General features: G+C 40.0%; 24 protein-coding genes and 1 pseudogene. 5 read left to right on the forward strand and 20 right to left on the reverse strand.

Annotation, left to right across the window (positions count from 1 at the left end):
• Window positions 1–6: 6 nt before the first annotated feature.
• Window positions 7–272, reverse strand: a pseudogene (locus tag ACWJAF_RS01000) (transposase).
• 226 nt (window positions 273–498) lie between these two features.
• Here ACWJAF_RS01000 and ACWJAF_RS01005 point away from each other — a divergent pair.
• Window positions 499–1,080: a hypothetical protein gene (locus tag ACWJAF_RS01005; protein WP_448861627.1), complete on the forward strand. Its 582-nt coding sequence runs from the start codon at window positions 499–501 to the stop codon at window positions 1,078–1,080.
• A 375-nt stretch (window positions 1,081–1,455) separates the two neighbouring features.
• Here ACWJAF_RS01005 and ACWJAF_RS01010 read toward each other — a convergent pair whose 3' ends face one another.
• From ACWJAF_RS01010 to ACWJAF_RS01025, 4 genes are all read right to left on the reverse strand, one after another.
• The gene (locus ACWJAF_RS01010; RefSeq protein WP_448861629.1) at window positions 1,456–1,767 is read right to left on the reverse strand and encodes a type II toxin-antitoxin system RelE/ParE family toxin; all 312 of its coding nucleotides are present in this window, start codon (window positions 1,765–1,767) and stop codon (window positions 1,456–1,458) included.
• Window positions 1,757–2,017, reverse strand: a complete 261-nt coding sequence (locus tag ACWJAF_RS01015) for a type II toxin-antitoxin system Phd/YefM family antitoxin (protein ID WP_006426651.1) — start codon at window positions 2,015–2,017, stop codon at window positions 1,757–1,759. The genes ACWJAF_RS01010 and ACWJAF_RS01015 overlap by 11 nt, the downstream gene beginning before the upstream one ends.
• A gap of 364 nt (window positions 2,018–2,381) precedes the next feature.
• Window positions 2,382–3,542, reverse strand: a complete 1,161-nt coding sequence (locus tag ACWJAF_RS01020; protein WP_448861631.1) for a HAMP domain-containing sensor histidine kinase — start codon at window positions 3,540–3,542, stop codon at window positions 2,382–2,384.
• The gene (locus ACWJAF_RS01025; RefSeq protein WP_006426539.1) at window positions 3,542–4,225 is read right to left on the reverse strand and encodes a response regulator transcription factor; all 684 of its coding nucleotides are present in this window, start codon (window positions 4,223–4,225) and stop codon (window positions 3,542–3,544) included. Before ACWJAF_RS01025 ends, ACWJAF_RS01020 begins: the two co-directional genes overlap by 1 nt.
• A gap of 126 nt (window positions 4,226–4,351) precedes the next feature.
• Here ACWJAF_RS01025 and ACWJAF_RS01030 point away from each other — a divergent pair, with 126 nt between their 5' ends.
• From ACWJAF_RS01030 to ACWJAF_RS01040, 3 genes are read left to right on the forward strand one after another with little or no spacing between them, the layout of a single operon-like run.
• On the forward strand, window positions 4,352–4,462 hold the full coding sequence (locus ACWJAF_RS01030) for a CD1871A family CXXC motif-containing protein (RefSeq protein WP_330645939.1): 111 nt from the start codon (window positions 4,352–4,354) through the stop codon (window positions 4,460–4,462).
• Window positions 4,455–5,351: a 4Fe-4S binding protein gene (locus tag ACWJAF_RS01035; protein ID WP_448861634.1), complete on the forward strand. Its 897-nt coding sequence runs from the start codon at window positions 4,455–4,457 to the stop codon at window positions 5,349–5,351. Before ACWJAF_RS01030 ends, ACWJAF_RS01035 begins: the two co-directional genes overlap by 8 nt.
• 51 nt (window positions 5,352–5,402) lie before the next feature.
• Window positions 5,403–6,311 carry a TlpA disulfide reductase family protein gene (locus ACWJAF_RS01040; RefSeq protein WP_448861636.1) on the forward strand — a complete coding sequence of 303 codons (909 nt, stop codon included), beginning with the start codon at window positions 5,403–5,405 and terminating at the stop codon, window positions 6,309–6,311.
• A gap of 302 nt (window positions 6,312–6,613) precedes the next feature.
• Here ACWJAF_RS01040 and ACWJAF_RS01045 read toward each other — a convergent pair whose 3' ends face one another.
• The 10 genes from ACWJAF_RS01045 to ACWJAF_RS01090 all read right to left on the reverse strand — a co-directional run bounded on the left by ACWJAF_RS01045 (window position 6,614) and on the right by ACWJAF_RS01090 (window position 17,529).
• Window positions 6,614–7,780 carry a chitobiase/beta-hexosaminidase C-terminal domain-containing protein gene (locus ACWJAF_RS01045; RefSeq protein ID WP_448861638.1) on the reverse strand — a complete coding sequence of 389 codons (1,167 nt, stop codon included), beginning with the start codon at window positions 7,778–7,780 and terminating at the stop codon, window positions 6,614–6,616.
• Window positions 7,781–7,807: 27 nt separating this feature from the next.
• Entirely contained in the window at window positions 7,808–10,378 is a 2,571-nt protein-coding gene (locus ACWJAF_RS01050; RefSeq protein WP_448861640.1) for a DNA translocase FtsK 4TM domain-containing protein, read from the reverse strand.
• 59 nt (window positions 10,379–10,437) lie between these two features.
• Entirely contained in the window at window positions 10,438–11,118 is a 681-nt protein-coding gene (locus ACWJAF_RS01055) for a ClpP family protease (protein WP_296093222.1), read from the reverse strand.
• Window positions 11,119–11,195: 77 nt separating this feature from the next.
• Complete coding sequence (locus ACWJAF_RS01060; protein WP_448861642.1) at window positions 11,196–11,951, reverse strand: CFI-box-CTERM domain-containing protein; 756 nt, start codon at window positions 11,949–11,951, stop codon at window positions 11,196–11,198.
• A 27-nt stretch (window positions 11,952–11,978) separates the two neighbouring features.
• Entirely contained in the window at window positions 11,979–12,710 is a 732-nt protein-coding gene (locus tag ACWJAF_RS01065; RefSeq protein ID WP_296032642.1) for a YebC/PmpR family DNA-binding transcriptional regulator, read from the reverse strand.
• Window positions 12,711–12,776: 66 nt separating this feature from the next.
• Window positions 12,777–13,568: a hemolysin family protein gene (locus ACWJAF_RS01070; protein WP_296032640.1), complete on the reverse strand. Its 792-nt coding sequence runs from the start codon at window positions 13,566–13,568 to the stop codon at window positions 12,777–12,779.
• 26 nt (window positions 13,569–13,594) lie between these two features.
• Window positions 13,595–13,942 (reverse strand): type II toxin-antitoxin system PemK/MazF family toxin, encoded by a 348-nt coding sequence (locus ACWJAF_RS01075; protein ID WP_448861645.1) that lies wholly within the window; start codon window positions 13,940–13,942, stop codon window positions 13,595–13,597.
• A gap of 100 nt (window positions 13,943–14,042) precedes the next feature.
• On the reverse strand, window positions 14,043–15,206 hold the full coding sequence (alr, locus tag ACWJAF_RS01080) for an alanine racemase (protein WP_448861647.1): 1,164 nt from the start codon (window positions 15,204–15,206) through the stop codon (window positions 14,043–14,045).
• Between the two features lie 5 nt (window positions 15,207–15,211).
• Window positions 15,212–16,711: an NAD(P)H-hydrate dehydratase gene (locus ACWJAF_RS01085; protein ID WP_448861649.1), complete on the reverse strand. Its 1,500-nt coding sequence runs from the start codon at window positions 16,709–16,711 to the stop codon at window positions 15,212–15,214.
• A 176-nt stretch (window positions 16,712–16,887) separates the two neighbouring features.
• On the reverse strand, window positions 16,888–17,529 hold the full coding sequence (locus tag ACWJAF_RS01090; protein WP_296093234.1) for a redox-sensing transcriptional repressor Rex: 642 nt from the start codon (window positions 17,527–17,529) through the stop codon (window positions 16,888–16,890).
• A 165-nt stretch (window positions 17,530–17,694) separates the two neighbouring features.
• Here ACWJAF_RS01090 and ACWJAF_RS01095 point away from each other — a divergent pair, with 165 nt between their 5' ends.
• The gene (locus ACWJAF_RS01095) at window positions 17,695–19,623 is read left to right on the forward strand and encodes an ABC-F family ATP-binding cassette domain-containing protein (RefSeq protein ID WP_448861651.1); all 1,929 of its coding nucleotides are present in this window, start codon (window positions 17,695–17,697) and stop codon (window positions 19,621–19,623) included.
• Between the two features lie 162 nt (window positions 19,624–19,785).
• Here the strand turns inward: ACWJAF_RS01095 and ACWJAF_RS01100 are convergent, their stop codons facing one another.
• The 5 genes from ACWJAF_RS01100 to ftsY all read right to left on the reverse strand — a co-directional run bounded on the left by ACWJAF_RS01100 (window position 19,786) and on the right by ftsY (window position 25,576).
• Window positions 19,786–20,991 carry an NADP-dependent isocitrate dehydrogenase gene (locus ACWJAF_RS01100; protein ID WP_296093239.1) on the reverse strand — a complete coding sequence of 402 codons (1,206 nt, stop codon included), beginning with the start codon at window positions 20,989–20,991 and terminating at the stop codon, window positions 19,786–19,788.
• 79 nt (window positions 20,992–21,070) lie between these two features.
• Window positions 21,071–21,724, reverse strand: coding sequence for a GntR family transcriptional regulator (locus ACWJAF_RS01105; protein WP_448861653.1), 654 nt, complete (start codon window positions 21,722–21,724; stop codon window positions 21,071–21,073).
• A 14-nt stretch (window positions 21,725–21,738) separates the two neighbouring features.
• Window positions 21,739–23,130, reverse strand: a complete 1,392-nt coding sequence (locus ACWJAF_RS01110) for a 2-isopropylmalate synthase (protein ID WP_296093241.1) — start codon at window positions 23,128–23,130, stop codon at window positions 21,739–21,741.
• Between the two features lie 260 nt (window positions 23,131–23,390).
• The gene (gene ilvA / locus ACWJAF_RS01115) at window positions 23,391–24,605 is read right to left on the reverse strand and encodes a threonine ammonia-lyase (RefSeq protein WP_448861654.1); all 1,215 of its coding nucleotides are present in this window, start codon (window positions 24,603–24,605) and stop codon (window positions 23,391–23,393) included.
• 20 nt (window positions 24,606–24,625) lie between these two features.
• Complete coding sequence (gene ftsY, locus ACWJAF_RS01120; protein ID WP_296032630.1) at window positions 24,626–25,576, reverse strand: signal recognition particle-docking protein FtsY; 951 nt, start codon at window positions 25,574–25,576, stop codon at window positions 24,626–24,628.

Consider the following 25,576-nt stretch of genomic DNA (forward strand, 5'->3'; position numbering starts at 1 on the left):
CTATATTCATCTTTTTTTCTCTCCCTGCGTCTCGATATAATTACGGATAACATCAATCGGTGCCCCACCCGCTGTCAACAGGCAGAAACTTTGACTCCAGAATGATTCCATTCTTCCAGTGTGATTCCATAATCAGGTGCAATACGTTCCCAGATCTCTTTTGCACGTTCCGAAATCGGATCATCTATTACTTTTCTTCGGTATTTTACAACCATGATCAGATGATAATATATCAAATATACTGAATGTGCATTATGATCCATTTTATCCATATAATCAGTCCTTTCTATTCTTTCGACTGATTAAAGTATACCATACTTCGCGGTACAGAACAAGTGTTCTTTTTTCTGCAATTCATCTCCCACCTGTAGAGGAAGGAGAATTCTTACCAACTTTTGTTAAAAATACTATCAAAAAGTACATCTTATGGTTATGAAATTGTTACGACTCTTCTGGGGTATGGATTTAAAGATATAAAAGAAGGAACTATTTACTGGAATGGCTCTTGAAGCCGAAAAACGCAGGGAGGATTTTGAAGAAATTTTAGATATGACTCCAACGGAATTTTGTGATGAACTGCTCTGCTCTATTGGCGGCAGAAAAACTCCAGGTGGACGTCGTCTATTAAAAGGTGCTGGGATTTATTATCAGCTAACGGGACTTATTGGAACGGCGCTTCTTTCTTTGGTTTTCTTAATTTCCTTATTTTTGACGATTGTGATTCCTTCGGAACTGGGATTGGAAGGGGTAATTCTTCTATTTGTTGCAATAATCGGTCTGATATTCTTTGGGGCTTTTTTATTATTTGGAAATATTGCCGAACGCAATTGTGGCGCAACCGAAAAATCTGCACAGCTCGTGAATAATGGGAAGATTTTGTTGATAACTGCAGTTATCTTCGATATCGTAGTTACTCTTTATATGATTTTTAATGCTGGAGCGTCTGTAGGACATTTTAATTATAAGCTTCCGCTTCTTATGCAGGTTGTTATCTTTTTCTCCTGTTATATGCCGGCAATTCTTTATATTATCGGTGCGAAGAGGAATCTGCCACGAGAGTACGTTTTAAATGAGCTATAGTAATACCTAATTATATGTATGTAGAAAAGTCAGGAAGATTAAATATAATCAACCTGACTTTTTTATCAAAGATTATGATCAGTTTCTCTCTTTTCCTACTGGGCAAGTCCTCACGAATTGCTTTCATGCAATTTAGTCAAAAAGAAAGCCCCTGTATAAAACAGAGCCTCTGGTATTTTCTTTTGAGAGTCTGCATTCTCTAGCCAGATTGTGGTAAATGCCAAACCATTATAAAACTCGCAAGGCATTATCCTCTGGCACAACACCTTACTTCTTCGCTTAACAGACACTCAAGTTGCCTGTTGTTATTATTACAATAAACTTCATACAAATTTATGTCAATTGCTCTTTAATATAATACATCATTTTCTTATATTACAATTTGCTTAGATAATTCTCTAATTGATGAAAAATACCAACTATATTTACAATATCTTTTCTTACATCAAATATCACGATATAATTCATTTGTGAAATAACCGCCTCATAATATCCTTTTTTTGCCAAATACATATCCCGACTTTTCGGAAATTGGTATGGATTCTCCACCAATCGGTCATAAATACTTTCGACACTATCTAACAAATGTTTTGCAGCTTCTTTGTTTTTCAGGCGGTAAATCAAATGATACACAAGATTATCAAGTAATTCGTCTGCATGATCTGTAACATTTAATTTATAAACCATACTTTGCCCTCATTTCACCCAGTGCCTTTCTTGCATCTTTTACCTGCCCTGTTTCGATCTGCCTTTCAGATATTTCAATATCGCGATACATTGCAAGCTGTTTCATTGTCGATTCATAATTCTCCATACTCATGATAACCATATCTCCATATCCATTTTTTGTAATATAGATAGGTTCCTCTGTCCTATGACACATCTCAGAAATTTCAGAAGTATTTTTCAATTCTTTTATAGGAATTATTTGTGGCATAATCAGCACCTCCTTTTATGGTTTAATTATACCATAATTATGTCCTTTTTCAATCTTTATATACTATTATATGATAATAATCCAATTCACCCCAATTTTTCGGTTCAATAACAGATTATTTTTCTTGTAAATCTATTTTCTGGTGTAAAAGACTTCTAATTTTATTTCCTAATTGTATCAATTGTATATTTTCTTTTTTAGTTCATATGGCTCATATACTTATAGTTAAATATAAAAAAGACACAAGATTTTACTCTCATGTCATTTTATTGAATTTGATTCTAACTGTTGTTTCAAATATTTTTTGAAGACATCTACAACACTTTTGCAACAAAAATCCAGATTTGCAACCTTTTTTGAATAACTATTCCATTGATTTCTGGTCAAAAATCACCTCAAAGATTGTTCCACCTGCGGGGTTTGAGTTAATGCTGATACTGCCATCGTGCACTCTCACGATCTCATGAACCAGAGCAAGTCCAAGTCCTACACCACCAAGCTCTCGGCTTCTGGATTTATCCACGCGAAAGAATGGTTCAAATACACGTTCCCTGAGTTCTTTCGGAATTCCGCTTCCGGTATCCTCTACTGACAGGTAAATATGTTTTTGTTTTTTGTATGCATTTACTGTAACCTGACCGTCTAAATGATTGTATTTTATAGCATTCTCAACAAGATTATATACCAGCCTGTAAATAAGGATATCACTTCCAATCATCGTTATATTCTTATATTTTCCAATAAGTTTTATATTCTTTTCCTGTGCAAGAGGTTCCAAGTCTTCCAATACCTCGTCAACGAGATCATTAAGGATAATTTTTTCATCCCGTCCTACAGTCTGAAGTTCACTCATGTCAAGAAGTGTTTTTACCATCTTGCCAAGCCTGTCATTTTGTTCCGTCAACATCTTTATCATCTGTACGGTGTCTGCATCACTGCCCGGATGCTGAGTGGAATGATACAGGTCAAGCTGTACCTGCATTAACGATAATGGAGTTCGAAGCTCATGTGCTGCATTCGCAGTAAATTGTCTCTGTATCTCAAATGCATCCGAGAGGCGTTCAAGCATCTTGTTATACGAAACACTAAGCTGATTCAGTTCTTTAATCTTACTTTCTTCTATTCCTGAATCTGCCAGATTTTGAGCCTGCACTTCTTCAATTTTATCAGAAAACTCACGAATTGGTTTAAGCGCATGTCCACTTATAAAATATGCGGCCACTCCACCAAGGAGAGCCAATAAAGCCGAAATTATCAGACTGTTTCTTTTGTAGTCTTCTTTATTATTGTACACTTGAACAGAAAAATCATTCGAGAACTCATCCCACTTATCCTCTGGTATGGTGATGTATATTTCTTCCGAACCACCTCCGCTGTCATCTCCCTGAGCGTCAACAGCCTTTTGCAGGGAATCCATATAATACACACCATTTTTATAGACAAACATTGTCAGGCACCCACATATAATCGCAATACACAATGTAGTTATACAAGTAAGTCTCCACTGCAGTGATATTTTTTTCATCAATCAGACTCCTCTCGTATTTTATATCCTTCTCCCACCTTATTCATAATTGCATCATATCCAAGCACTGCCTTAAGCTTTCTCCTTAGCGAAGACATATGCACCCGGATGGCTCCACTGAAGCTATCCACAGATGCATCCCAGACATGCTCCATCAATTCCTCCTGACTTACCGGTCTTCCCAGGTTAAGAAGCAAATATTCCAAAATTCCTTTTTCTTTTCTTGTCAGGGAAATCTTTGTTTCCTTTGCATATGCCTCACGTTTTATCGTGTCGAACATGATATCGCCGCTTTCCAAACATACATCCTTTTGTACAAATTTCCTTCTTGTCAGACTTCTGATACGAGCCTCAAGTTCCTGTAGATGAAACGGCTTTTCCATATAATCATTCGCACCAGCATCCAACCCTTCGACTTTATCTGCAATCTGCCCTCTTGCCGATAATATAAGAACCTTTGTCTCCTCATTGCTCTGTCTGAGTTCTTTTAGGATTTCCATCCCATCCATGCCGGGCAGATTCAGATCCAGAACAATCAAATCATAATTTTCCGTCAGGATATATTCCAATGCCTCTTCCCCATCATAACAGGTATCCACCTCGTACCCGGCATCATACAGACTTTTCGCAACTGCATCACATATTTGTTTTTCATCTTCAACTATTAGTAATCTCAAAATCATTCCACCCGCTTCTTAACGAAAATTTTACACTAACTATTGTATAATACCGAAGTCAGCTGGTCAACAAATATAACCAACGAAAGGAGTAACAAAATCTTGAAGTGCAAAAAAATATTTCAATTTGTAATATTCATCACAGGTACAGCCATGATTGGCTATGGTGTGATCCGAGGTGAAGCTGCTGCCGTTCTTGGCAAAGCAATAAAATTATGTCTGGAGTGTGTTGGAATTGGATAAAAAAACGAAATTACTATCAAAAAAAGTTGCCAGAATACGGGGATGGATACAGGCAATTGCCACATTACTTACCAATATCCATATTCCCAATTTACTTAAAGGCAAAATATATCAGGGCAAGATTAAAACAGTATGTGTGCCAGGATTAAACTGCTATTCCTGTCCTGCTGCAACAGGCGCCTGCCCCATCGGAGCTTTTCAGGCGGTTATCGGATCCTCCAGATTTAAATTTTCATATTACATAACCGGTTTTTTCATTCTACTCGGTATGACACTCGGAAGATTTATCTGTGGTTTTTTATGTCCGTTTGGCTGGTTTCAGGATTTACTTCATAAAATCCCTGGAAAAAAATTTTCCACAGCCCGGCTGAAGCCGCTAAGATACCTAAAATATATGATCCTTATTATTTTCGTTATCCTTCTGCCAATGTTTGTAACGAACTCTGTAGGAATGGGGGATCCGTTCTTCTGTAAATACATTTGCCCACAAGGTGTTTTGGAAGGAGCCATACCATTGTCACTTGGAAATACCGCTATAAGGTCTGCACTTGGAACACTTTTTTCTTTTAAATGCCTTATTTTGATTACAGTTGTTGTATTGAGTATTTTGTTTTACAGACCCTTCTGTAAATGGATCTGTCCTCTTGGTGCAATCTACTCATTATTTAATAAGATCAGCTTTCTCAATATTAAGATTGAAAGCAGCCAATGTATCGGATGCAGCCAATGTTCAAAGGTATGTAAAATGGATATTGACGTATGCAAGACTCCGAATCATCCAGAATGTATACGGTGCGGAGCTTGTATCAAAGCTTGTCCAAAAGATGCAATCCAATATCAGTTTCTAGGCAAAACATGTCAGAAAAAGAACAACAGCAACCAACCATAAACCAATCGGTAACTATTAATTTTATTACTATTATTCAAAGGAGCATTTTTTATGAAAACAAAAAGAACATTTCTATTTATTTTAACACTTTGCATAGCATTATTGTTTACAGCATGTAGCGGAAAAGAATCTGCAAGCACAGAAAAATCGCAGGATACAAAAACTGAATCCAGTTCCGTATCTAAGGATGATTCCAACTCTAAACTAGATAATTTATATCAGCAGGAGAATCAGATCTTCGCAGATCACGAAGATGTATGGAACAAAGCATTTGGCATGATGAGCAAAAGTGCTGCAGATCCAAATGGAAACTATGCAGATTATCTGGCTGACACTGTTGAATCAAACAAAGACTCTTTTACAGATGACGAACTGAAAGCGCTTACCGCTGATATTGAAACTATCCGAAAAATCGAGGAACAGATAGCCGAGATTGAAAAGAAAAATACAGGATCTGATAACACTGATCAGAAAAACAGTTCCAACGACGCATCTCCTTTCAAGAATTTCTCTGGTCAGGATTATGATGGGAATTCTGTTGATGAAAGTCTGTTTTCCAAAAACGCAGTAACTGTCATCAATTTCTGGTTCACCGGCTGCAAGCCTTGTGTTGCCGAGTTATCTAAGCTTAACGAATTAAACGATGCAATCAAATCAATGGGCGGCGAAGTCGTAGGTATCAATACAGAAACCTTCGATGGAAATAAAACTGCCATAAAAGAAGCAAAGACTCTTCTCAAGAGCCAGGGTGCTAAATATCGTAATCTTTCCATTGACTCTTCTTCAGATGCAGGGAAATACGCATCCGATATCATGGCATTTCCTACAACAATACTGGTCGATAGAAATGGTAATATTGTAGGTGATCCGATGCTCGGCGGGATTGATAATCAAGACAATTATGATACTCTGATGAAACAGATTCAGTCTGTCATCGATGCTGATAGCACAAATAAATAAAAATATGCAAAAGGCTCCCTGCGTATTCCACAGAGAGCTCTTTTGCTGCAATGAAACGTTTTCGTTTAAAAATGTGTTACAACTGCATTTCCTGCATCTGGAATAGCCTGATTCTCTTCCCAATCATATAATGCATCTATCTCTGCACTTCGAATACCCAATTATATGTAGAAAAGTCAGGAAGATTAAATATAATCAACCTGACTTTATCTGTTTATAATTCTCCAGCCCGTTCAAGTACCATACGTTCTACAGTACTACAGACATAAAATCCATATGCATTATATATATCGGCTCGAAAATCAATCACTATTCAACACATAATTTCTAGTTGTAACCCCACTGACTCTTCCCTTTGCATTGACCAGAACCGCTTTAAATAATGTCTCTCCGGCCGGCATCTCAATCGGTCCTGTATATTTTGTAGAGTCTGTTGTCGGATCGGATTTGTCTGTTGTATAATACGCCTCATATCCATCCGGTACTTTAATTACAATCTCCTGAGCCGAATTATACTGGCCGGTAGAAGGTGATACAGCCGGCGCATCCTCAATTGGAAGCTCTACGGTATATGATTTTTTTACAGGAAGGCTTGGAACTCCCTGCTTATTGACTGCAATTGCATAAATGGTAGTATCGCCTTCTTCAATCTGTATAGGCTCTTTATATTTATGACTTCTGGTTGTTGGTTTTTTCTTGTTTTTTGTGTAATAAATCTTATAACCGCTTTCTGCTGTCAGTGTCAGCTGCTGTACATCATCATACGTCTCACTGTCGTTCAGGCTGAACGTTGGTTTCTTGACAATATACTCACTTAATTCTCCTGATACACTGGAGTCAGCTTCATCCAGAAGAGTCGGTATATTATCTTTCAGATCTGCACGCATATAAAATTCTATACATGCGCGGTACAATTCAACATTCTGCGGCTGCTTTTTCAATGCCTGCTCAAACATCTGCTCAGCTTTATCGGTATTGTCCTGCGCCTGGTATACTTTCGACAGACCAGTATATGCTTCCGGACGCTTATTATCCTTTGACAATGCTTTATTAAAACTTTCTTTTGCCGTTGTATAATCATTCCGGGACAATGCTTTATTTCCCTTATTGATGGCTCCTATATACGATGTCATATATGCAAAGGCCCCTACTCCTGCAATAATCAGTAAAAGGGACAGGGCAAGCAGAAGAAAGTTTCTTCTTCTTTCTCTGCGTCGTGCTTTTTTTCTTGCTAATTCACGTTTTCTCCTTCTTCTTTCACTGTCTGACATCGGTCTGCGGTTTCTGTTACCGGATGCATACTGCCTCCGTCCATATCCGTCCGCTTCCCCGTTAATTTCTCCTTTTATCTCTGCTGTAAGCATATCATCCAATGGATTGTAGTCTGGAACAATCCGGACTTCACGTCCGCAATTTTCACAATACAACTTTCCTTCAGGTATCCTGTATCCACAATACCTACATCTCATCTTATGCCATCCTCCTACTGTGATTTTCTATTTCTTATGATTTTTTTCTTTTAAATATTGTTCAAACTCTTCCGACGACATCAGAACCTTTCGCGGTTTTGTTCCCTCTTCCGGTCCGACTGCCCCCGCCTCACATAGTTGATCCATAATTCTGGCCGCTCTGTTAAATCCAATCTTAAATGCCCGCTGAAGCATTCCGATCGATGCCTTCTCTTTTTCGATGATCAATCGTCCTGCATCTGCAAAATATGCATCATTTTCATCCTCTCCTGACGAACCGCCCATAACTGATCCGCCTGTAGGAGCTGTATTTACATGATTCTCTATTTCCTGACTGTATGTAACATCGCCATTATTCTCCCGCAGATACTCTACTACCTGCTGTACTTCTTTATCTGTCACAAATGATCCCTGTACTCTTGCAGGTTTCTGATATCCGGAAGGATAGAATAACATATCTCCTTTACCGAGCAGTTTTTCCGCACCATTCATATCGATGATCGTCCGTGAATCAACACCGGACGATACGGAAAATGCAATTCTCGATGGCATATTTGCCTTAATCAGTCCCGTAATTACATTAACAGAAGGCCTCTGTGTTGCAATTACCAGATGGATTCCCGCTGCTCTAGCAAGCTGGGCAAGACGGCAGATTGCCTCTTCTACATCTCCCGGCGCAACCATCATCAGATCTGCAAGCTCGTCTACAATGATGATAATCTGAGGCATTGGTTCTAGTTTTTCGCCATCCTCTGTCTGTACTCCCATACTTTTAATCTTTTCATTGTAGCCCTTCATATCTCTTACGTTGTATTTTGCAAATGCCTGGTAACGTCTGCTCATTTCGGCAACCGCCCAGTTCAGTGCACCTGCTGCCTTTTTCGGATCTGTAACGACAGGGATCAAAAGATGTGGGATTCCGTTATATACACTTAATTCCACAACTTTTGGATCGATCATAATCAGTTTTACTTCATCTGGTGCTGCTTTATACAAAATACTCATAATCAAAGTATTGATACATACTGATTTTCCGGATCCCGTTGCACCTGCAATTAACACATGCGGCATCTTCGCGATATCCGTAACTACCGTTTTTCCTCCGATGTCTTTTCCAACTGCAAACGATATCTTCGATGTACTATTCTGGAATTCCGGAGATTCCAGAAGGTCTCTCAACATAACTGCACTGTTTTCTTTATTCGGAACTTCTATTCCAACCGCTGCCTTTCCAGGTATCGGTGCTTCGATACGGATATCTGCCGCCGCAAGATTTAATTTAATATCATCGGCAAGTCCGACAATCTTGCTTACCTTCACTCCCATCTCTGGTTGAAGTTCATATCTGGTGACGGACGGTCCACAGCTTACATTTGTAATCGTTACGTTTACACCAAAGTTTTCAAGCGTCTGCTGTAATTTCATTGCTGTTTCCCGTAAATGCGCATCTGACTCCCCGCCGCCGCGTTTTCCTTTTTTCAAAAGTGAAATCGGCGGATACTGGTATGCTTTCTTCGGTTTTGCCTGATCGGCAGCAACGGTAGCTTCCACACTTGCCACTTCACTGGCCATGCCGGCTGCACCCATCTTAGGATTTTTGCGTTTTGCCGGTTTTTCTTCTGCCACAACATCTGGTTCTTCCGGCATCTGCGCAGATTCTGATACATCCATCTCTTTTTCCACCGGTTGTTTATCCGGCATATCTCTGTACATCTCTTCTTGCATTTCATCCGGCACCGGTTCTGCACGGTGTATGATGAATTCCGGTTTTTCCGGTCCTTTTGCCCGTTTCGGATCGATTGGCAGTTCTCTTACCTCCGGTGACTTTTTGGCAATGGATGTATCAAACGATACACCTTCTACGTATTTTTCACGTCTCTTTGCCGTATTATCATCCATTTCTTTCTGAGAAGCAGCTTTCTCTTGTTGCGCTTCTCTTTGTGCCCTTTGTATCTCACGTTCACGCCGTCGTTCTTCCGACAGCTGTTTACGCCTTTTCGCATCTTCTTTTGCCCGGATATAAGCTTTTCCGCTTCCTGCCTTCACACCTTTTAACGCCGATTTTTCTGTAATCAGCACAATGCAAATGATCATCAAAATGATACTGACTACATAAGTTCCGGCTACTCCGATTGCAGGAGTCAGAATACTCACAAAAAAAGCTCCTATCTTTCCGCCCATATAATCAATCAGTTCAAATAAAGTCTCTATAATCAACACTAATACAATGCCAAATATAATCTTGGTATGTGCATTTTTATTTCCTCTGTTTGAAATGAGAAACGATACCATTCCAAATAAAAGGAACGGGATCACATACGCAATCGCACCAAATACACTTTGCAAAATTTCAGATATTGCCTCCCCTATAAAACCTGCAACTCCAAAATTGCTGATCAATATAATAATGCTGACCGCCAATGTCGCCCAGATAATAATCTCATCATGTATAAAACTATTCGCAGCCACCTGTCTGGATGCAGCTTTCGATTTTCTGGCCGTTGTTTTTCTATTTTGTGACGTTTTTGTCGTCCTGTTTTTTCTTGTTTTTCCTGTGGATTTACCACTCGTTTTTTTCTTGGTAGACTTTGCAGCCATATAACTTCCCCCTTATTATGGCAATACTATTATTATAGCATTTAGGGAAATTTATGTCATTACACATTTTCGTTCTTTTTTTCATTTCTCTCATCTATCATTTCGTGCAATTTATTCAACGCATTACTTAATCCACCAACTTCATCGATTAGCCCCTCTTTTACTGCTTCCTCTCCTTCCAGAAGACTTCCTACATCCTTTACAAGCTCTGTAGGATTTAGCATTAGTTCTTCTATTCTCTCTTTTGATATCCTGGAATGTCCTGCAAGAAAGCCGGTAATCCGGTCCTGCGTGCGGATCATATTATCCAGACTTTTCTGCACACCGATAAACATTCCATTTGAACGTACAGGATGAATCACCATGGTCCCGCTTGGCACAATAAAAGAATAATCTGCCGATACCGCAAGCGGTCCTCCGATCGAATGACTGCCTCCCAGCACCAGTGAAACCGTTGGCTTACTTAAGGACGCAATCATCTCCGCAATCGACAATCCGGCCTCCACATCTCCTCCCATAGTATTAAGCAGGATCAGTAGTCCATCTATCTCTTCGCTGTCTTCTATTTCTGCCAGAATTGGCAGCAGATGTTCGTATTTGGTTGCTTTTGTATTCCCAGATACGTTCTCATGCCCTTCTACTTCTCCGATAATTGTAAGCAGCTTAATGCAGTGCTTCTTATCTCCATTTTGCAGATTCGCACTTCCTGTTTCTTTTACTTCTTCCATTTCTTCTTTCATAAAAAAACACCTCCATACTTTCTTAGTATGGAGATGTCCGTATCTTTTTATACGACAGCATACGATAAATCTTCGGGTTATAAGTATTCCCGCTCTAATTGCTGTACCATATTCTGGTATAGCATCCTGCATGCTTCATTTTTTCTGTTTTTCGCAAGTGTTACACATGGCACCAGATAATCATGGTATAGATTCTGATAGATATCCGATGCATCTTTTTGCATATCAATCGCACATACAATTGCCGGTGCCACATCATAATATGCTTCCACCAGCGCCCGGCCATCTTCTGACTGCATCAGATAATCATCACGGTATCTCCGAAGTTCTGTAAGTTCCGGGCAATCGTCCGGTTTATTCTGATCTATACACACTGCAGTTGTAATATAACACAGTCCCTTATGAAATCCCTGCGCAATTTTATCGTAAGAAGACTTTGACAATGTCAGTCCTGTTACATTTCTTTCGTTCCAGAGGTTTATAATCGCTTCCGCCAGCCTGTCACCTGTCTGGGAACGCGTATATGTGATCATCGGGATTACATATACCGCCATGATAAGATTCATATCCATGGCTGTCTTTTTCTGCTCACGCTTTGAAATTTCACTTAACTTCTCCTGCGCATAATCCGGGATCACGGAAACGATATCATTCCATCCGCTTTCATCAGTCGGTTCATCACAATATGACAGCAGAGACCCAAGCAGCTCTTCATATGTATGATAAAGATTATGAAATGCTTCTTCATATGTTTTTTTTCGAAAAGCCCCGACTTTTTCCAGTGCTTCGTCAAAAAACCTGCAGATACCATCTTTCATCTCTTCCTGCATCATGTGTAAACCTCCTGATACTTTTATCTCTTATTCGTCCCAGTTATGATATACATCCTGAACATCATCATCATCATCAAGCATATCCAGAGTCTTCTGAATGTTTGCAATATCTTTTGCATCTGTCAGTTCTACATATGTCTGTGGAATCATTGTTACCTCTGCTGATGCCATAGGGATTCCAGCTTCTTCCATAGCAAGACGTACTGCACTGAAGTCATCTGGATCTGTCAGTACTTCAAAACTGTCTTCTTCTTCAACAAAGTCTTCTGCACCTGCGTCCAGTACCTGCATCATCAATTCATCTGCATCACCTTCGTATTCTTCTTTGTCGATTACGATCTGACCTTTTTTATCGAACATAAAAGATACGCATCCAGGTGTTCCTACATTACCATTTCCTTTTGTAAATGCATTCTTAACATTAGAAGCTGTACGGTTTTTGTTATCTGTAAGTGTCTCTACGATAATTGCTGTACCATTTGGTCCATATCCTTCATATGTAATATGCTCATAATTTGCAGCACTCATATCTCCGGATGCACGTTTGATATTTCTTTCAATCGTATCATTTGGCATATTGTTAGATTTTGCTTTTGCAATAACGTCTCTCAGTCTGCTGTTATTAGCCGGATCTGTACTTCCGCCTTCTTTTACTGCTACCGCAATCTCTTTACCGATCTTTGTAAAGATTTTTCCCTTTGCAGCATCATTTTTTTCTTTCTTATGCTTAATATTGGCAAATTTTGAATGTCCTGACATGTCTTTTACCTCACTTCATCTATTTGTTTATCTTTTATTGTATTATTACACACTTTTTCTATTTTATCACGCTTCAGGTAGTTTTTCAATCTTAACTGTCTGAATTATATTATTATCTATCTGTAAAACTGTAAAACGATATCCTTCATAATCTACAACACATCTTTCATCCTCACCCGGAATGTGCTCAAGTTCATCAATCAGAAATCCGTTCAACGTCTCATAATCTTCCTTTTCAAATGTAACAGGAATCAAATCTTCAAGGTCTTCCAATTCTGTCATACCATTTGCGATCACGCTTCCGTCATTCTGCTTCTGGATCATCTCATCTTCTTCGTCATATTCATCCAGGATATTTCCAACGATCTCTTCCAGGATATCTTCCATGGCAACAAGACCAGAAGTCTGCCCATATTCATCCAGAACAATTACCATATGGTTTTTTGCAGACTGCATTTCTTTAAACAACGTATCAATACTTTTTGTTTCCGGTATGTATGTAACAGGTCTGATATAATCTTTCAGTTCTTTCATCGGACGGTTCCGCTTTGCTTCATCCAGATAACCGCTCATTGCATCTCTCAGATGTATGATCCCGATAATCTCATCAATATCTTCATGATATACCGGGAATCTCGAAAACCTTTCATCTAACATAAACTTAAGCGCATCTTCCAGCGGCTGCTCTCCATCGATTGCAACAATATTCTTCCGATGTGTCATAATATCCTTTGCATCTTTATCCATATAACGGAAAATATTGCGAATCAGCCCTGCTGCTTCTTTTTGCATCTCTTCGTCCATTTCATCTTCATGAAATATCTGTTTCATCCGGTGGAACAAACTTCCCTCTTCCATAATTAATTATCCTTAAACTCCTTCTTCTATGTATGAAGCTCGAAACTGATCCGAATCGCCTCATCAACTTTGTTCATTATCTCTTTATCCAGATGACATACCAGATCCCGGAGTCTTTGTTTGTCGATCGTCCGGACCTGTTCCAGTAATATCACTGAATTTTTTACAATCTGATACCTTCTTGCATCAATCTCTACATGCGTCGGTAATTTTGCTTTGTTCATACGTGAAGTAATTGCTGCACAGATCACAGTCGGACTATGTCTGTTACCAACATCATTCTGTATAATAAGAACAGGACGGATTCCTCCCTGTTCTGACCCTACAACAGGACTTAAATCTGCATAATATATGTCTCCACGTTTCACCTGCACTTTGCTTCACACTCCGATTCTCAAGATATGGACAGTATTCCCATCTTTTCTCGAAAGTATTCTGCAAAGCTTTAGTTTTCCATGCTTTTAATATGACAGCCTAAAAGCTGTCTACCTGCTCTACCACTTCACCATGGCGGATGTATTCTCTTGGAATTCTCTTATTCAGCACACATACAAATTCATAATTGAATCTGCCCGATAATTCTGCCAGTGTATCCACCGGAAGATATTCTTTTCCATTTCGTCCGAAAATCGTAACTTTATCTCCAAATTCCACATCTTCAATTGCAGTAACATCTACCATGAACTGATCCATACACACACGTCCGATAATCGGTGCCTTCTGTCCGTGGATCAGTACATATCCTTTATTAGACAGACTTCTTGGATATCCGTCTCCATATCCAACAGGAATCGTTGCAACTTTTGTCGGCTTTGTCGTTACATAAGTTCCACCATAGCTTACCTGCTTTCCTTCTGTCAGCCATTTTACATGCGCTACATGACTGATCAGCTCCATTGCAGGTTTCAGTGGAACATTTTCTTTTTCCACTTCATCCGACGGATACATACCATACGTTGTGATTCCCGCACGGACAATATCCATATTGGCATCCTTTACGTCAATGATACCCGCACTGTTTGAACAGTGATAATATGAAAATGTAACATTTCTCTTTTTCAGTTCTTCTTTCATCCAGAGATATTTTTCGAGCTGTTCATTGGTAAATGTCTTATCTCCTTCATCTGCTTTTGAAAAATGTGTAAACATTCCTTCCATAACAATATTCGGAAGCTTACTGATCTTTGCGATCACATCTGCATTTTCTTTTGTAATCTGAAATCCAAGTCTTGACATTCCCGTATCCAGTTTGATATGTGCATAGACTTTACAATCCATCGCTGCCGCAAGTTCTGATACTTCTTTTGCCATCTCATAGCTGTAAAGTGTCATACGGACTTCATTACGCAACATAACTTCCCACTGATCCGGGAAAATGCACCCCAGCACCAGTACCGGCTTTTTCAGGCACGCATCTTTTAACAAAATAGCCTCATCCAGTGTCGCAACCGCATAACCCCAGATATAATCTTTTGCTTCCAGAAGTCTTGCGATCTGTACAGCACCGTGTCCATAACCATCCATCTTAATAACGGCCATGATCTGGGTACCTTCCTCGATATTCTTCTTCATCATCTCTATATTATATTCAACCGCATCCAAATCGACTCTGGCTAAAACTCTTGTATATTGTTTCACTGTTATTATTCCTCCAGTTCCATTAATGCTTTACTGATATATTCTATCAGATCTCTCGCCATTACACTATATACGCCTTTTTCAATTTTTGCAAGGTCACCGGACAATCCATGTACATAAGTACCAAGAGAAGCTGCTTCTTCCAGCTCTTTTCCCTGTGCCATAAATCCCGCAATGATACCTGCAAGCACATCACCGGATCCTGCTTTTGCCATAGCACAGTTACCTGTCTGATTTAACCGGATTCCTCTTTCTTCTCCTGCGATCAGCGTTCTGGAATCTTTTAACACACATACAATACGAAGTGTCTCCGCAAATTGTTTTAAGAACTCCACTCTGTCTTTTTTCAGATTTTCTACAGAATCTCCTGTTACTCTTGACATTTCCTTCATATGTGGTGTGATCACAAATCTTCTTCCTTCTATATGTCTTAAATAATTCTTATTATCTGCCAGAAGATTCAGCCCATCTGCATCAATCAGACATGGAACTCTTACATAATCAATCACTGTTTTTAATATTCTTTCTGCCGTTTTACTTTGTCCAAGTCCTGATCCGACACAGACTGCATCTGCCCACTCCAGTAACCGGATTACTTCTACCTGTTCAAAATCTTCATATGTCGTAATGATTGCTTCCGGAAGAAGTGTCTGAAGAATCGCCCTGTTGTCTTTTGCAGTATATATTCTCACAAGTCCGGCTCCTGCCATATATGCAGCATGCGCATTCAGATATGCGGCTCCTGCCATGCCCTTACTTCCTGCAATTATCAGTAGTTTTCCATAACTTCCTTTGTTAGAATCTTCTTCTCTTTTTGGAAGGAGCTTTCTGTAATCTTCTTTTTCATCACTTTTTACTATATCCGTATCATCCATCAGCGGCTGCGCAGAGATCCCGATATCCCAGACAACCGTTTTTCCGGCATATTTTCTTCCCTGTGCCAGTTCCAGTCCAAGCTTTTTGAACTGAAATGTGACCGTATAATCCGCCTCAAATGCACATCCAAGCACACATCCTGTTGTTGCAGATAATCCGGAAGGGATATCTACTGCAAACCTTACTGCATCCTGTGCATTCATCCATTCTATTACCTGTCTGTAAATTCCGTCCACATCACGGCTGAGACCGACACCGAATACCGCATCAATCACCAGACTGTAATGTCCGTCTTCCGGTATACAGTATCTGACTTTTCCGCCGCATGCCTCCAGTTTCCTGATCTGTTCTTTCGTTTCTTTCGTGCAATGCTCCGCATCTCCTACCAGAAATGCCTGTACTTTATAATCTTTTTCTAATAACATTCTCGCAATTGCGAATCCGTCCCCTCCGTTGTTTCCCGTTCCACATACGACACAGACATCCGAAAAATCCATTTTTTCCTGTTCCATTATCTGTATACATCCGTCTGCGGCACGTTCCATTAATTCCAGTGACGGAACACCTAACTTCTGAATGGTATATTGATCTGCAGATTTCATCTGCGCTGCATTTACCAAATACTGCATATCATCATCTCCCAACTGACATATTTACGCAACCTGAATCCTGATAATTTTGATAAAGGTACTTTGGTAATCTACAGAAGCCGCCACTGGCGGCTTCTGTAGAACACAAGTTGACAAAAGGACGTGTAAAAGTATATCCGCCTTACAGATTACTCTTACACGTCATTTTTATGTTTTTATTTATGATCTTCTTTGTAGCGGCTGATGTTATAAGACAGCTGCATCAGACTCTCTGATAAATGCACATTTTCAACCACAACATTATCTGGAAGGTTCAGATCTGTATGTGCAAAATTCCAGATAGCCCGCACACCGTTTTCCACCAGCATGTTTGCTACTTCAATTGCTTTTTCCTTCGGAATTGTAAGAACAGCAATATCTATATCATTGTTCTGTACAAATGTCTTCAGATCATCCATCATACGGATCGGCACACCACGGATCGATACGCCCTGAAGTCTTGGATTGACATCAAAAATCCCTCTCAGGATAAAACCACGGTTTTCAAAAGCTGCATAATTTGCCAGTGCCTGCCCAAGATTTCCGGCACCGATAATAATAATATTATGATCTTCTTCCAAACCTAATATCTTTCCAATCTCCGTATATAAATACTTTACATTATAACCATATCCCTGTTGTCCGAATCCTCCGAAGTTATTAAGATCCTGACGGATCTGAGATGCTGTTACTTTCATGCGCTTGCTCAGATCATTCGAAGAGATACGTTCTACACCATTTTCCAACAGTTCACCCAAATATCTGTAATACCTCGGCAGTCTTCTGATGACAGCACGAGAAATCTCTCTTTCTTCCAATATATTCACCCTTCCAATCTTAGTCTAGGATAATTATATAAAATTGAAAGATTATTGTCAAACTATTGTTGAATTTTATACAATTTCCGTTATAATAAAGTAGCATATGCAAATGCATTTTAGGAATACAGACAGAATAATGTATCCATATTTAGGAGGAAATTTATGATATTAGCATGTCACGGGATCCAGAAATCCTTTGGGGAACATCTCATTGTGAATGATGGATCTTTTCATATAGAGGATCATGAAAAAGCCGCTCTCGTCGGACCGAACGGAGCGGGAAAATCGACCCTTCTTAAGATGATCGTCGGTGAACTTGCACCGGACGGAGGGAATGTCATCCTCACAAAGGGGAAGACCTTAGGCTACCTGGCCCAGCATCAGGAAATGCAGAGTGGGAACACCATTTACGAAGAAGTAAAGACCGCAAAATCCGATATTATCGCGATGGAACGGCGTATCCGCGAGATCGAGATGGAATTAAAGCACCTATCCGGCGAAGCCTTAAATGACCGGTTAGAAACTTATAACCGCCTTACTGCGGCTTTCGAGCGCGAAAATGGTTATGCATATGAAAGCGAGATCACCGGTGTTTTAAAGGGGCTTGGTTTTACAGAAACTGATTTTACAAAACCCGTAGATACTCTTTCCGGAGGTCAGAAAACCCGTGTTTCCCTTGGCAAACTTCTGCTCACGAAACCGGATATTCTGCTTCTGGATGAGCCGACCAACCACCTGGATCTGAACTCCATCGCATGGCTGGAAACCTATCTTTTAAACTATCAGGGAGCCGTACTTATCGTCTCACATGACCGTTATTTTCTAAACAAAGTTGTGACAAAAGTTCTGGAAATCGAGCTTGGCACTCTTCGTACTTACATGGGAAATTACAGCGATTATGCTGCCAAGAAGCAGCAGCTCCGTGATATCCGTCTGAAAGAATACCTGAATCAGCAGCAAGAAATCAAGCATCAGGAAGCTGTCATCGAAAAGCTGCGTTCTTTCAACCGCGAAAAATCAATCAAGCGGGCAGAAAGTCGTGAAAAAATGCTTGAAAAGATGCAGACCATCGAAAAACCGGTGGAAGTCAATACCGACATCCATCTGAAACTTGAACCTTCCTGCGTCAGCGGTAACGACGTCTTAACCATCGAGCACTTATGCAAATCATTTCCGGGGCAGGAATTATTTACAGATATTAATCTGGAGATCAAACGTGGCGAGCATGTGGCTGTGATCGGTGATAACGGAACCGGTAAAACCACGCTCTTAAAAATATTGAACCATGTCATTGCAGCCGACTCCGGAACTTACACCCTTGGCTCCAATGTAAAAATCGGTTACTACGACCAGGAACATCATGTACTTCATATGGAAAAGACCATTTTTGATGAAATCTCTGATGATTACCCGGCACTTACCAATACAGAGATCCGCAATGTACTTGCTGCCTTCCTTTTCACAGGAGACGATGTATTCAAACAGATCAGCTCTTTGAGCGGTGGGGAACGAGGACGTGTTTCTCTTGCAAAGCTGATGCTTTCAGAGGCGAATTTCCTGATCCTCGATGAGCCGACCAACCACCTGGATATTGCATCAAAAGAAATTCTGGAAAATGCGCTGAATGATTATACCGGCACAGTACTTTACGTTTCACATGACCGTTATTTTATCAACCAGACTGCAACCCGTATTCTGGATCTTGTCAATCATACATTTGTCAACTACATTGGCAATTATGACTATTATCTGGAGAAAAAAGAAGAACTTACCACAGCCTATGCCGGCACTTCTGCTTCACCGGATCCGGACAGTACTTCTGAAAGATCTGTCTCTGAATCCAAGCTCAGCTGGCAGGAACAAAAAGAAGCCCAGGCAAAACTCAGGAAACGCCAAAACGAACTGAAAAAGACAGAAGAACGTATTGGCGAACTGGAAGAACGTGATGGAGAAATTGATTCTCTGATGGTACAGGAAGAAATCTTTACCAATTCTGTAAAATGTCAGGAACTTGCAAAAGAAAAAGCTGCCATTGCGGAAGAACTGGAAGAATTATACGAAAAATGGGAAGAACTTGCAGAAGAAGTTTAATTTTTCTAATCCTTTATCTGTTGTAGTTTCTTATAGCTGTGGCGGTAACCTTTAAGTTCTCTTACACACTTTTTAACAAAAAGGGAGTGTTGCAAAATAACTGTTTTCAGTTATCGAGCAATACTCCTTTTTTGTATGCCTAAATATCTTATTTTTTAATTTTTAAAGAGTTTCCAGTTTTTCTGCGATTGCTTTAATGAATCCCTCACTGTTAAGTACTGTTGGATTTTCGAGTGTAGTGATCAGTGCCAGGTCTTTTGTCATCTTTCCTTCTTCGATCGTATCAATCGTTGCTTTTTCAAGCTTATCGGCAAACGCCATTAATTCTTCATTTCCATCCAGCTCTCCACGTTTTCTGAGTGCTCCAGTCCATGCAAAGATCGTTGCTACAGAGTTTGTAGATGTCTCTTCCCCTTTCAGGTGCTTGTAATAATGTCTCTGTACCGTTCCATGTGCTGCTTCATATTCATAATTTCCATCCGGTGATACCAGAACTGATGTCATCATGGCAAGTGAACCAAATGCAGAAGATACCATATCACTCATAACATCTCCGTCATAATTCTTACATGCCCAGATATATCCACCTTCTGATTTCATAACACGTGCAACCGCATCATCGATCAATGTATAGAAATATGTAATTCCGGCTTCTTTAAACTTATCTGCATAGTCTTTGTCAAAGATTTCCTGGAAAATATCTTTAAATGTATGATCGTATTTTTTAGAAATGGTATCCTTTGTTGCAAACCACAGATCCTGTTTTGTATCTAACGCATAGTTAAAGCAGCTTCTTGCAAAACTTTCAATGGATCCACATAAGTTGTGCATTCCCTGCGCAACTCCCGGTCCTGCATAGTTATGAACCAGCTCTCTTGTCTCAGTTCCATCTTCTGCTGTATATACAAGCTCCACTTTTCCTGGTCCAGGAATTTTCATCTCTGTATTTTTATATACATCTCCATATGCATGTCTTGCGATCGTAATTGGCTTTTTCCAGTTCTTTACGCATGGTTCAATCCCTTTTACAACAATCGGTGCGCGGAATACTGTTCCATCAAGAATCGCACGGATTGTTCCATTCGGACTCTTCCACATTTCTTTCAGATCATATTCTGTCATACGTGCGGCATTTGGAGTGATGGTTGCACATTTTACTGCTACTTTATACTTCTTTGTTGCATTTGCTGCATCAATGGTTACCTGATCGTTTGTCTCATTTCTGTATTCCAGACCCAGATCATAATATTCGGTATTCAGTTCAATATATGGCTCCAGAAGATCCTCTTTGATCATCTTCCAGAGGATTCTTGTCATCTCATCTCCGTCCATCTCTACAATCGGTGTTGTCATCTTAATTTTTGCCATGGTAAAGTCTCCTTCCTAATCTATACAATTCTGTAATATTCTCCAATTACTCACCAGACTATCCGTCTGCTTCTGACGCTTATTCTTCCAAATGTAAATTTTCCATTACATGCCAAATATGTTCATTTGCCAGCTGTTCTGCTTTCTTTGCATCTTTTGCTTTTATTGCTTCCAGAATCCCTCTGTGTTCCTCGATGGATTTTTCTGCACGCTCCGGCGCTTCAATCGACATGGTTCTTGCCAGCTGTACGTATTTGTGAAAATCTGTCAATACATGTTCCAGTATTCTGCTGTTGGATGCTTCGTACAGGATCTTATGAAATTTTCCATCCATTTCTGACATCTGTTCAATCTGATTTGCGCCTTTTTTATGTAAATGAAATTCTGACAAAAGTATAACCTCTTCGAGTTCTTCGACCTGGGCATCTGTAATATACTTCGTCGCCCAGTTCGCACATAATCCTTCCAGCTGTGAACGTATTTTATAAATGTCTTTTACATCTTTTCTGGTTATCGCTGTTACATATGCTCCCTTATTCGGAATAATTGTAACCAGCCCTTCCAGTTCTAATTGCCTTAACGCTTCTCTGACCGGAGTTCTACTTACCCCAAGTTCTTCGCCGATCGTTACTTCACGCAATTCCTCATGATTTTTGTATACTCCATTCAGAATATCTTCCCTTAATCGTCTAAACACTCTTCCCCTCAGGGATCTGTCCTGATATTCTTCCATTTATAGCACCTCTGTTAAATCAAATCTATCCCAATTCTCTTACAGTTTTCATCAATGACCTTAATCAGCTCTTCATCTGTCAGAACTGTTACACGTCCTTCTTCATACTGTTCATCAACCCATTCTTTTACTGCTCCTACAAGCTCTGAATTCTTATCTACCTTCTTATCATCCGGAAGCTTAAAGTAAGTATTGATCCAATGTGCAATACCTGCAAGCCCTGATGTGTTGGAAATTGCCACAAGCGGTGGACGGTTCAGGAATTTTCCGGTATCAAATACATTGTAGATTTCTTCATTTTTAAGAAGACCATCTGCATGTATTCCTGCTCTTGTCACATTGAAGTTTCTTCCGACAAATGGTGTTCTGGACGGAATTTTATATCCGATTTCCTTTTCGTAATAATCTGCCATTTCTGTAATAACAGTCGTATCCATCCCATCTAATGTTCCACGAAGCTGTGCATATTCAAATACCATTGCTTCAAGTGGTGTATTTCCTGTTCGTTCTCCGATTCCAAATAACGAACAGTTTACTCCGCAAGCCCCGTACAGCCATGCTGTCGAAGAATTGCTGACCGCTTTGTAAAAATCATTATGTCCATGGAACTCGATCAGTTCACTTGGAACACCTGCATGAACACGAAGTCCATAGATAATACCCGGAATAGATCTTGGGATCACAGCTCCCGGATAGTTAACTCCATATCCCATGGTATCACAGACACGGATCTTAACCGGGATCTTATATTCATCCATCAGCTTCATAAGTTCCAGACAGAACGGAATTACAAATCCGTAGATATCCGAACGGGTGATGTCTTCCAGATGGCATCTTGGGCTGATGCCTGTCTCCAGACATTCTCTGACAACAGACAGATAATGTTCCATTGCCTCACGTCTGGTCATCTTTAATTTATAGAAAATGTGGTAGTCCGAACAGCTTACTAAAATACCGGTTTCTTTCATACCGATTTCTTTTACCAGTTCGAAATCTTTTTTACTTGCACGGATCCAGCTTGTTACCTCTGGGAATTTGTAATCTCTTTCCATACATTTGTATACGGCATCTCTGTCCTTTTTGCTGTAAAGGAAGAACTCACACTGTCTTACTTTTCCTTTCGGACCACCCAGACGATGGAAATAGTCATATAACGTTACAATCTGATCTGTACTATATGGAGCACGGGACTGCTGTCCATCTCTGAATGTCGTATCTGTAATCCATATCTCATCCGGCATACAATGTGGAACGATTCTGTCATTGAATGCGATCTTTGGAATCTCGTCATAATGGAACAGATTCCGGAATACATTCGGTGTCTGTACATCCACCAATGGATACATATGCTCTTCGAGTTGCAATAAGTTTGTATGTTCATTCAGGTATACTTTCCTGTTTTCCATTTCATCGCCTGCTTTCTAAATAGTTTTCTATAGTAAAGTACTAAACTCAACATGTATAATTGTATACAATGATACATGTGTTGTCAATACCATCTTGCATATTTATTCAAAAAAATTACGAGTATAATATTTTCCGTATATCATGCGGAAATATCATACTCGCAATTCTATCGTAACCGCGAAATGTTATCTTTATTTATTACTTTTTTAAATCGTCACATTCCAGGCAACTGCCAATGGCTGTTCTATAGATAAACTTTTTAATAAAGTTTTGCATTTACCTCTCTTGGACTGAATCCTTCATCCTGCAGCGCTTTCATAATCTCATGCTTATGCTCTGTTCCGAAAGCTTCCAGTGTAATACGCAGTTCCACTGCAGCATTACGGTTCGTGCTTACAAACTGGTTATGCTCCAGTTTGATTACGTTACCGTTTACTTTTGCAATGGTAGAAGCAACACGAACCAGTTCTCCCGGTTTATCCGGCAGAAGTACAGATACAGAGAAGATTCTGTCTCTCTGGATCAGACCATGTTGTACGATTGATGACATTGTGATCACATCCATGTTACCACCGCTTAAGATCGATACTACCTTCTTTCCTTTCAGATCCAGCTGTCTGAGTGCTGCAACCGTAAGAAGTCCTGAGTTCTCTACGATCATTTTATGATTCTCTACAATATCAAGGAATGCTCCGATCAGATCATCGTCTGCAACAGTTACAACTTCATCGATATTCTTTTCTGCATATGGGAAGATCTTTTCCCCAACACGTTTTACGGCTGTACCATCAGCAATTGTGTTGGCGCTTCCTAATGTTACCGGATGTCTTTCTTTTAATGCTTCTGTCATACTTGCAGCAGCAGCTGGTTCCACACCAATGACTTTTACATCTGGATTCAACATTTTCGTCAATGTAGAGACACCTGTGATCAATCCGCCTCCGCCAATTGGTGCCAGAATATAATCTACATCCGGAAGTTCATCAAAGATCTCCATTGCGATACTTCCCTGTCCTGTTGCAACGTCCAGGTCATCAAATGGATGAACGAAAGTATATCCTTCTTCTTCTGCCAGCTTCATGGCATATGCACAGGCATCATCATAGACATCTCCATGCAGAACTACATCTGCTCCATAACTCTTTGTACGGTTTACCTTAATAAGCGGTGTAACAGTCGGCATAACAACGGTTGCTTTACAGCCGAATTTCTTTGCTGCATACGCAACTCCCTGTGCATGGTTACCGGCAGAAGCTGTTACCAAACCTTTTTTACGGTCTTCTTCACTCATTGTGCTGATCTTATAATATGCACCACGTACTTTATAAGCCCCCGTATACTGCATATTTTCCGGCTTCAGGTAAACTTCTGCTCCTGTCTGTCTGCTTAAATATTCGCTGTACACCAGTTTGGTTGGAAGTGTTACTTCTTTTACGATTTTACTCGCCTGCTGAAATTTTTCCAATGTTAACATCTTTTGTTCCTCTCTTCCTCTTAGTCATTTTCTGACTCGTCTTCCGACTCATCCTCTTTTGGTCTTTCAAATAACGCATTTACAAAATCATCTGCATCAAACTTCTGCAGATCATCAATGGTCTCTCCTACACCAATATATTTTACCGGAACGCCCAGCTCAGCATGAATAGCAACTGCAATTCCTCCCTTTGCTGTTCCATCCATCTTTGTAAGGACAATCCCTGTAATTTCTGCCACATCATTAAATTCTTTTGCCTGCTGAAGCGCATTCTGCCCGGTCGTTGCATCCAGAACAACCAGTGTCTCTCTGTACGCATCCGGATATTCTCTGTCGATGATCCTGTTCATCTTCCGAAGTTCTTCCATCAGGTTCTTTTTATTATGCAGACGTCCCGCCGTATCAATCATCAGCACATCTGCATGTCTTGCCTTCGCAGCTGCAACTGCATCAAATACAACAGATGCAGGGTCGGATCCTTCCTGCCCTCCGATCAGCTCAGCCTGGGAACGGTTCGCCCACTCTTTTAACTGTTCACCTGCCGCAGCACGGAATGTGTCTGCTGCTGCGATAACTACCTTTTTATTCTGTGCGCGCAATTTTCCGGCCAGTTTTCCAATGGTAGTTGTCTTTCCTACGCCATTTACGCCAATTACCATCACTACGGATGGATGGTTTTCGAATTCATATGCTGTTTCACCGATATCCATCTGCTCTTTGATACTTTCAATCAGAAGTTCACGACATGCCATCGGCTCTTTAATATGCTTTTCTTTTACCTTTGCTTTCAGGTCATCCAGTATATCGTACGTTGCCTGTACTCCCAGATCCCCCATAATCAGGACCTCTTCCAGTTCTTCATAAAAGTCATCATCAATACGTGAAAATCCATGAAAAATACTGTCCATTCCTGATACAATATTATCTCTGGTCTTTCCAAGTCCGGCAACCAGTTTTTCAAAAAATCCCAT

The sequence above is a fragment of the Dorea sp. genome (genome assembly GCF_977044405.1).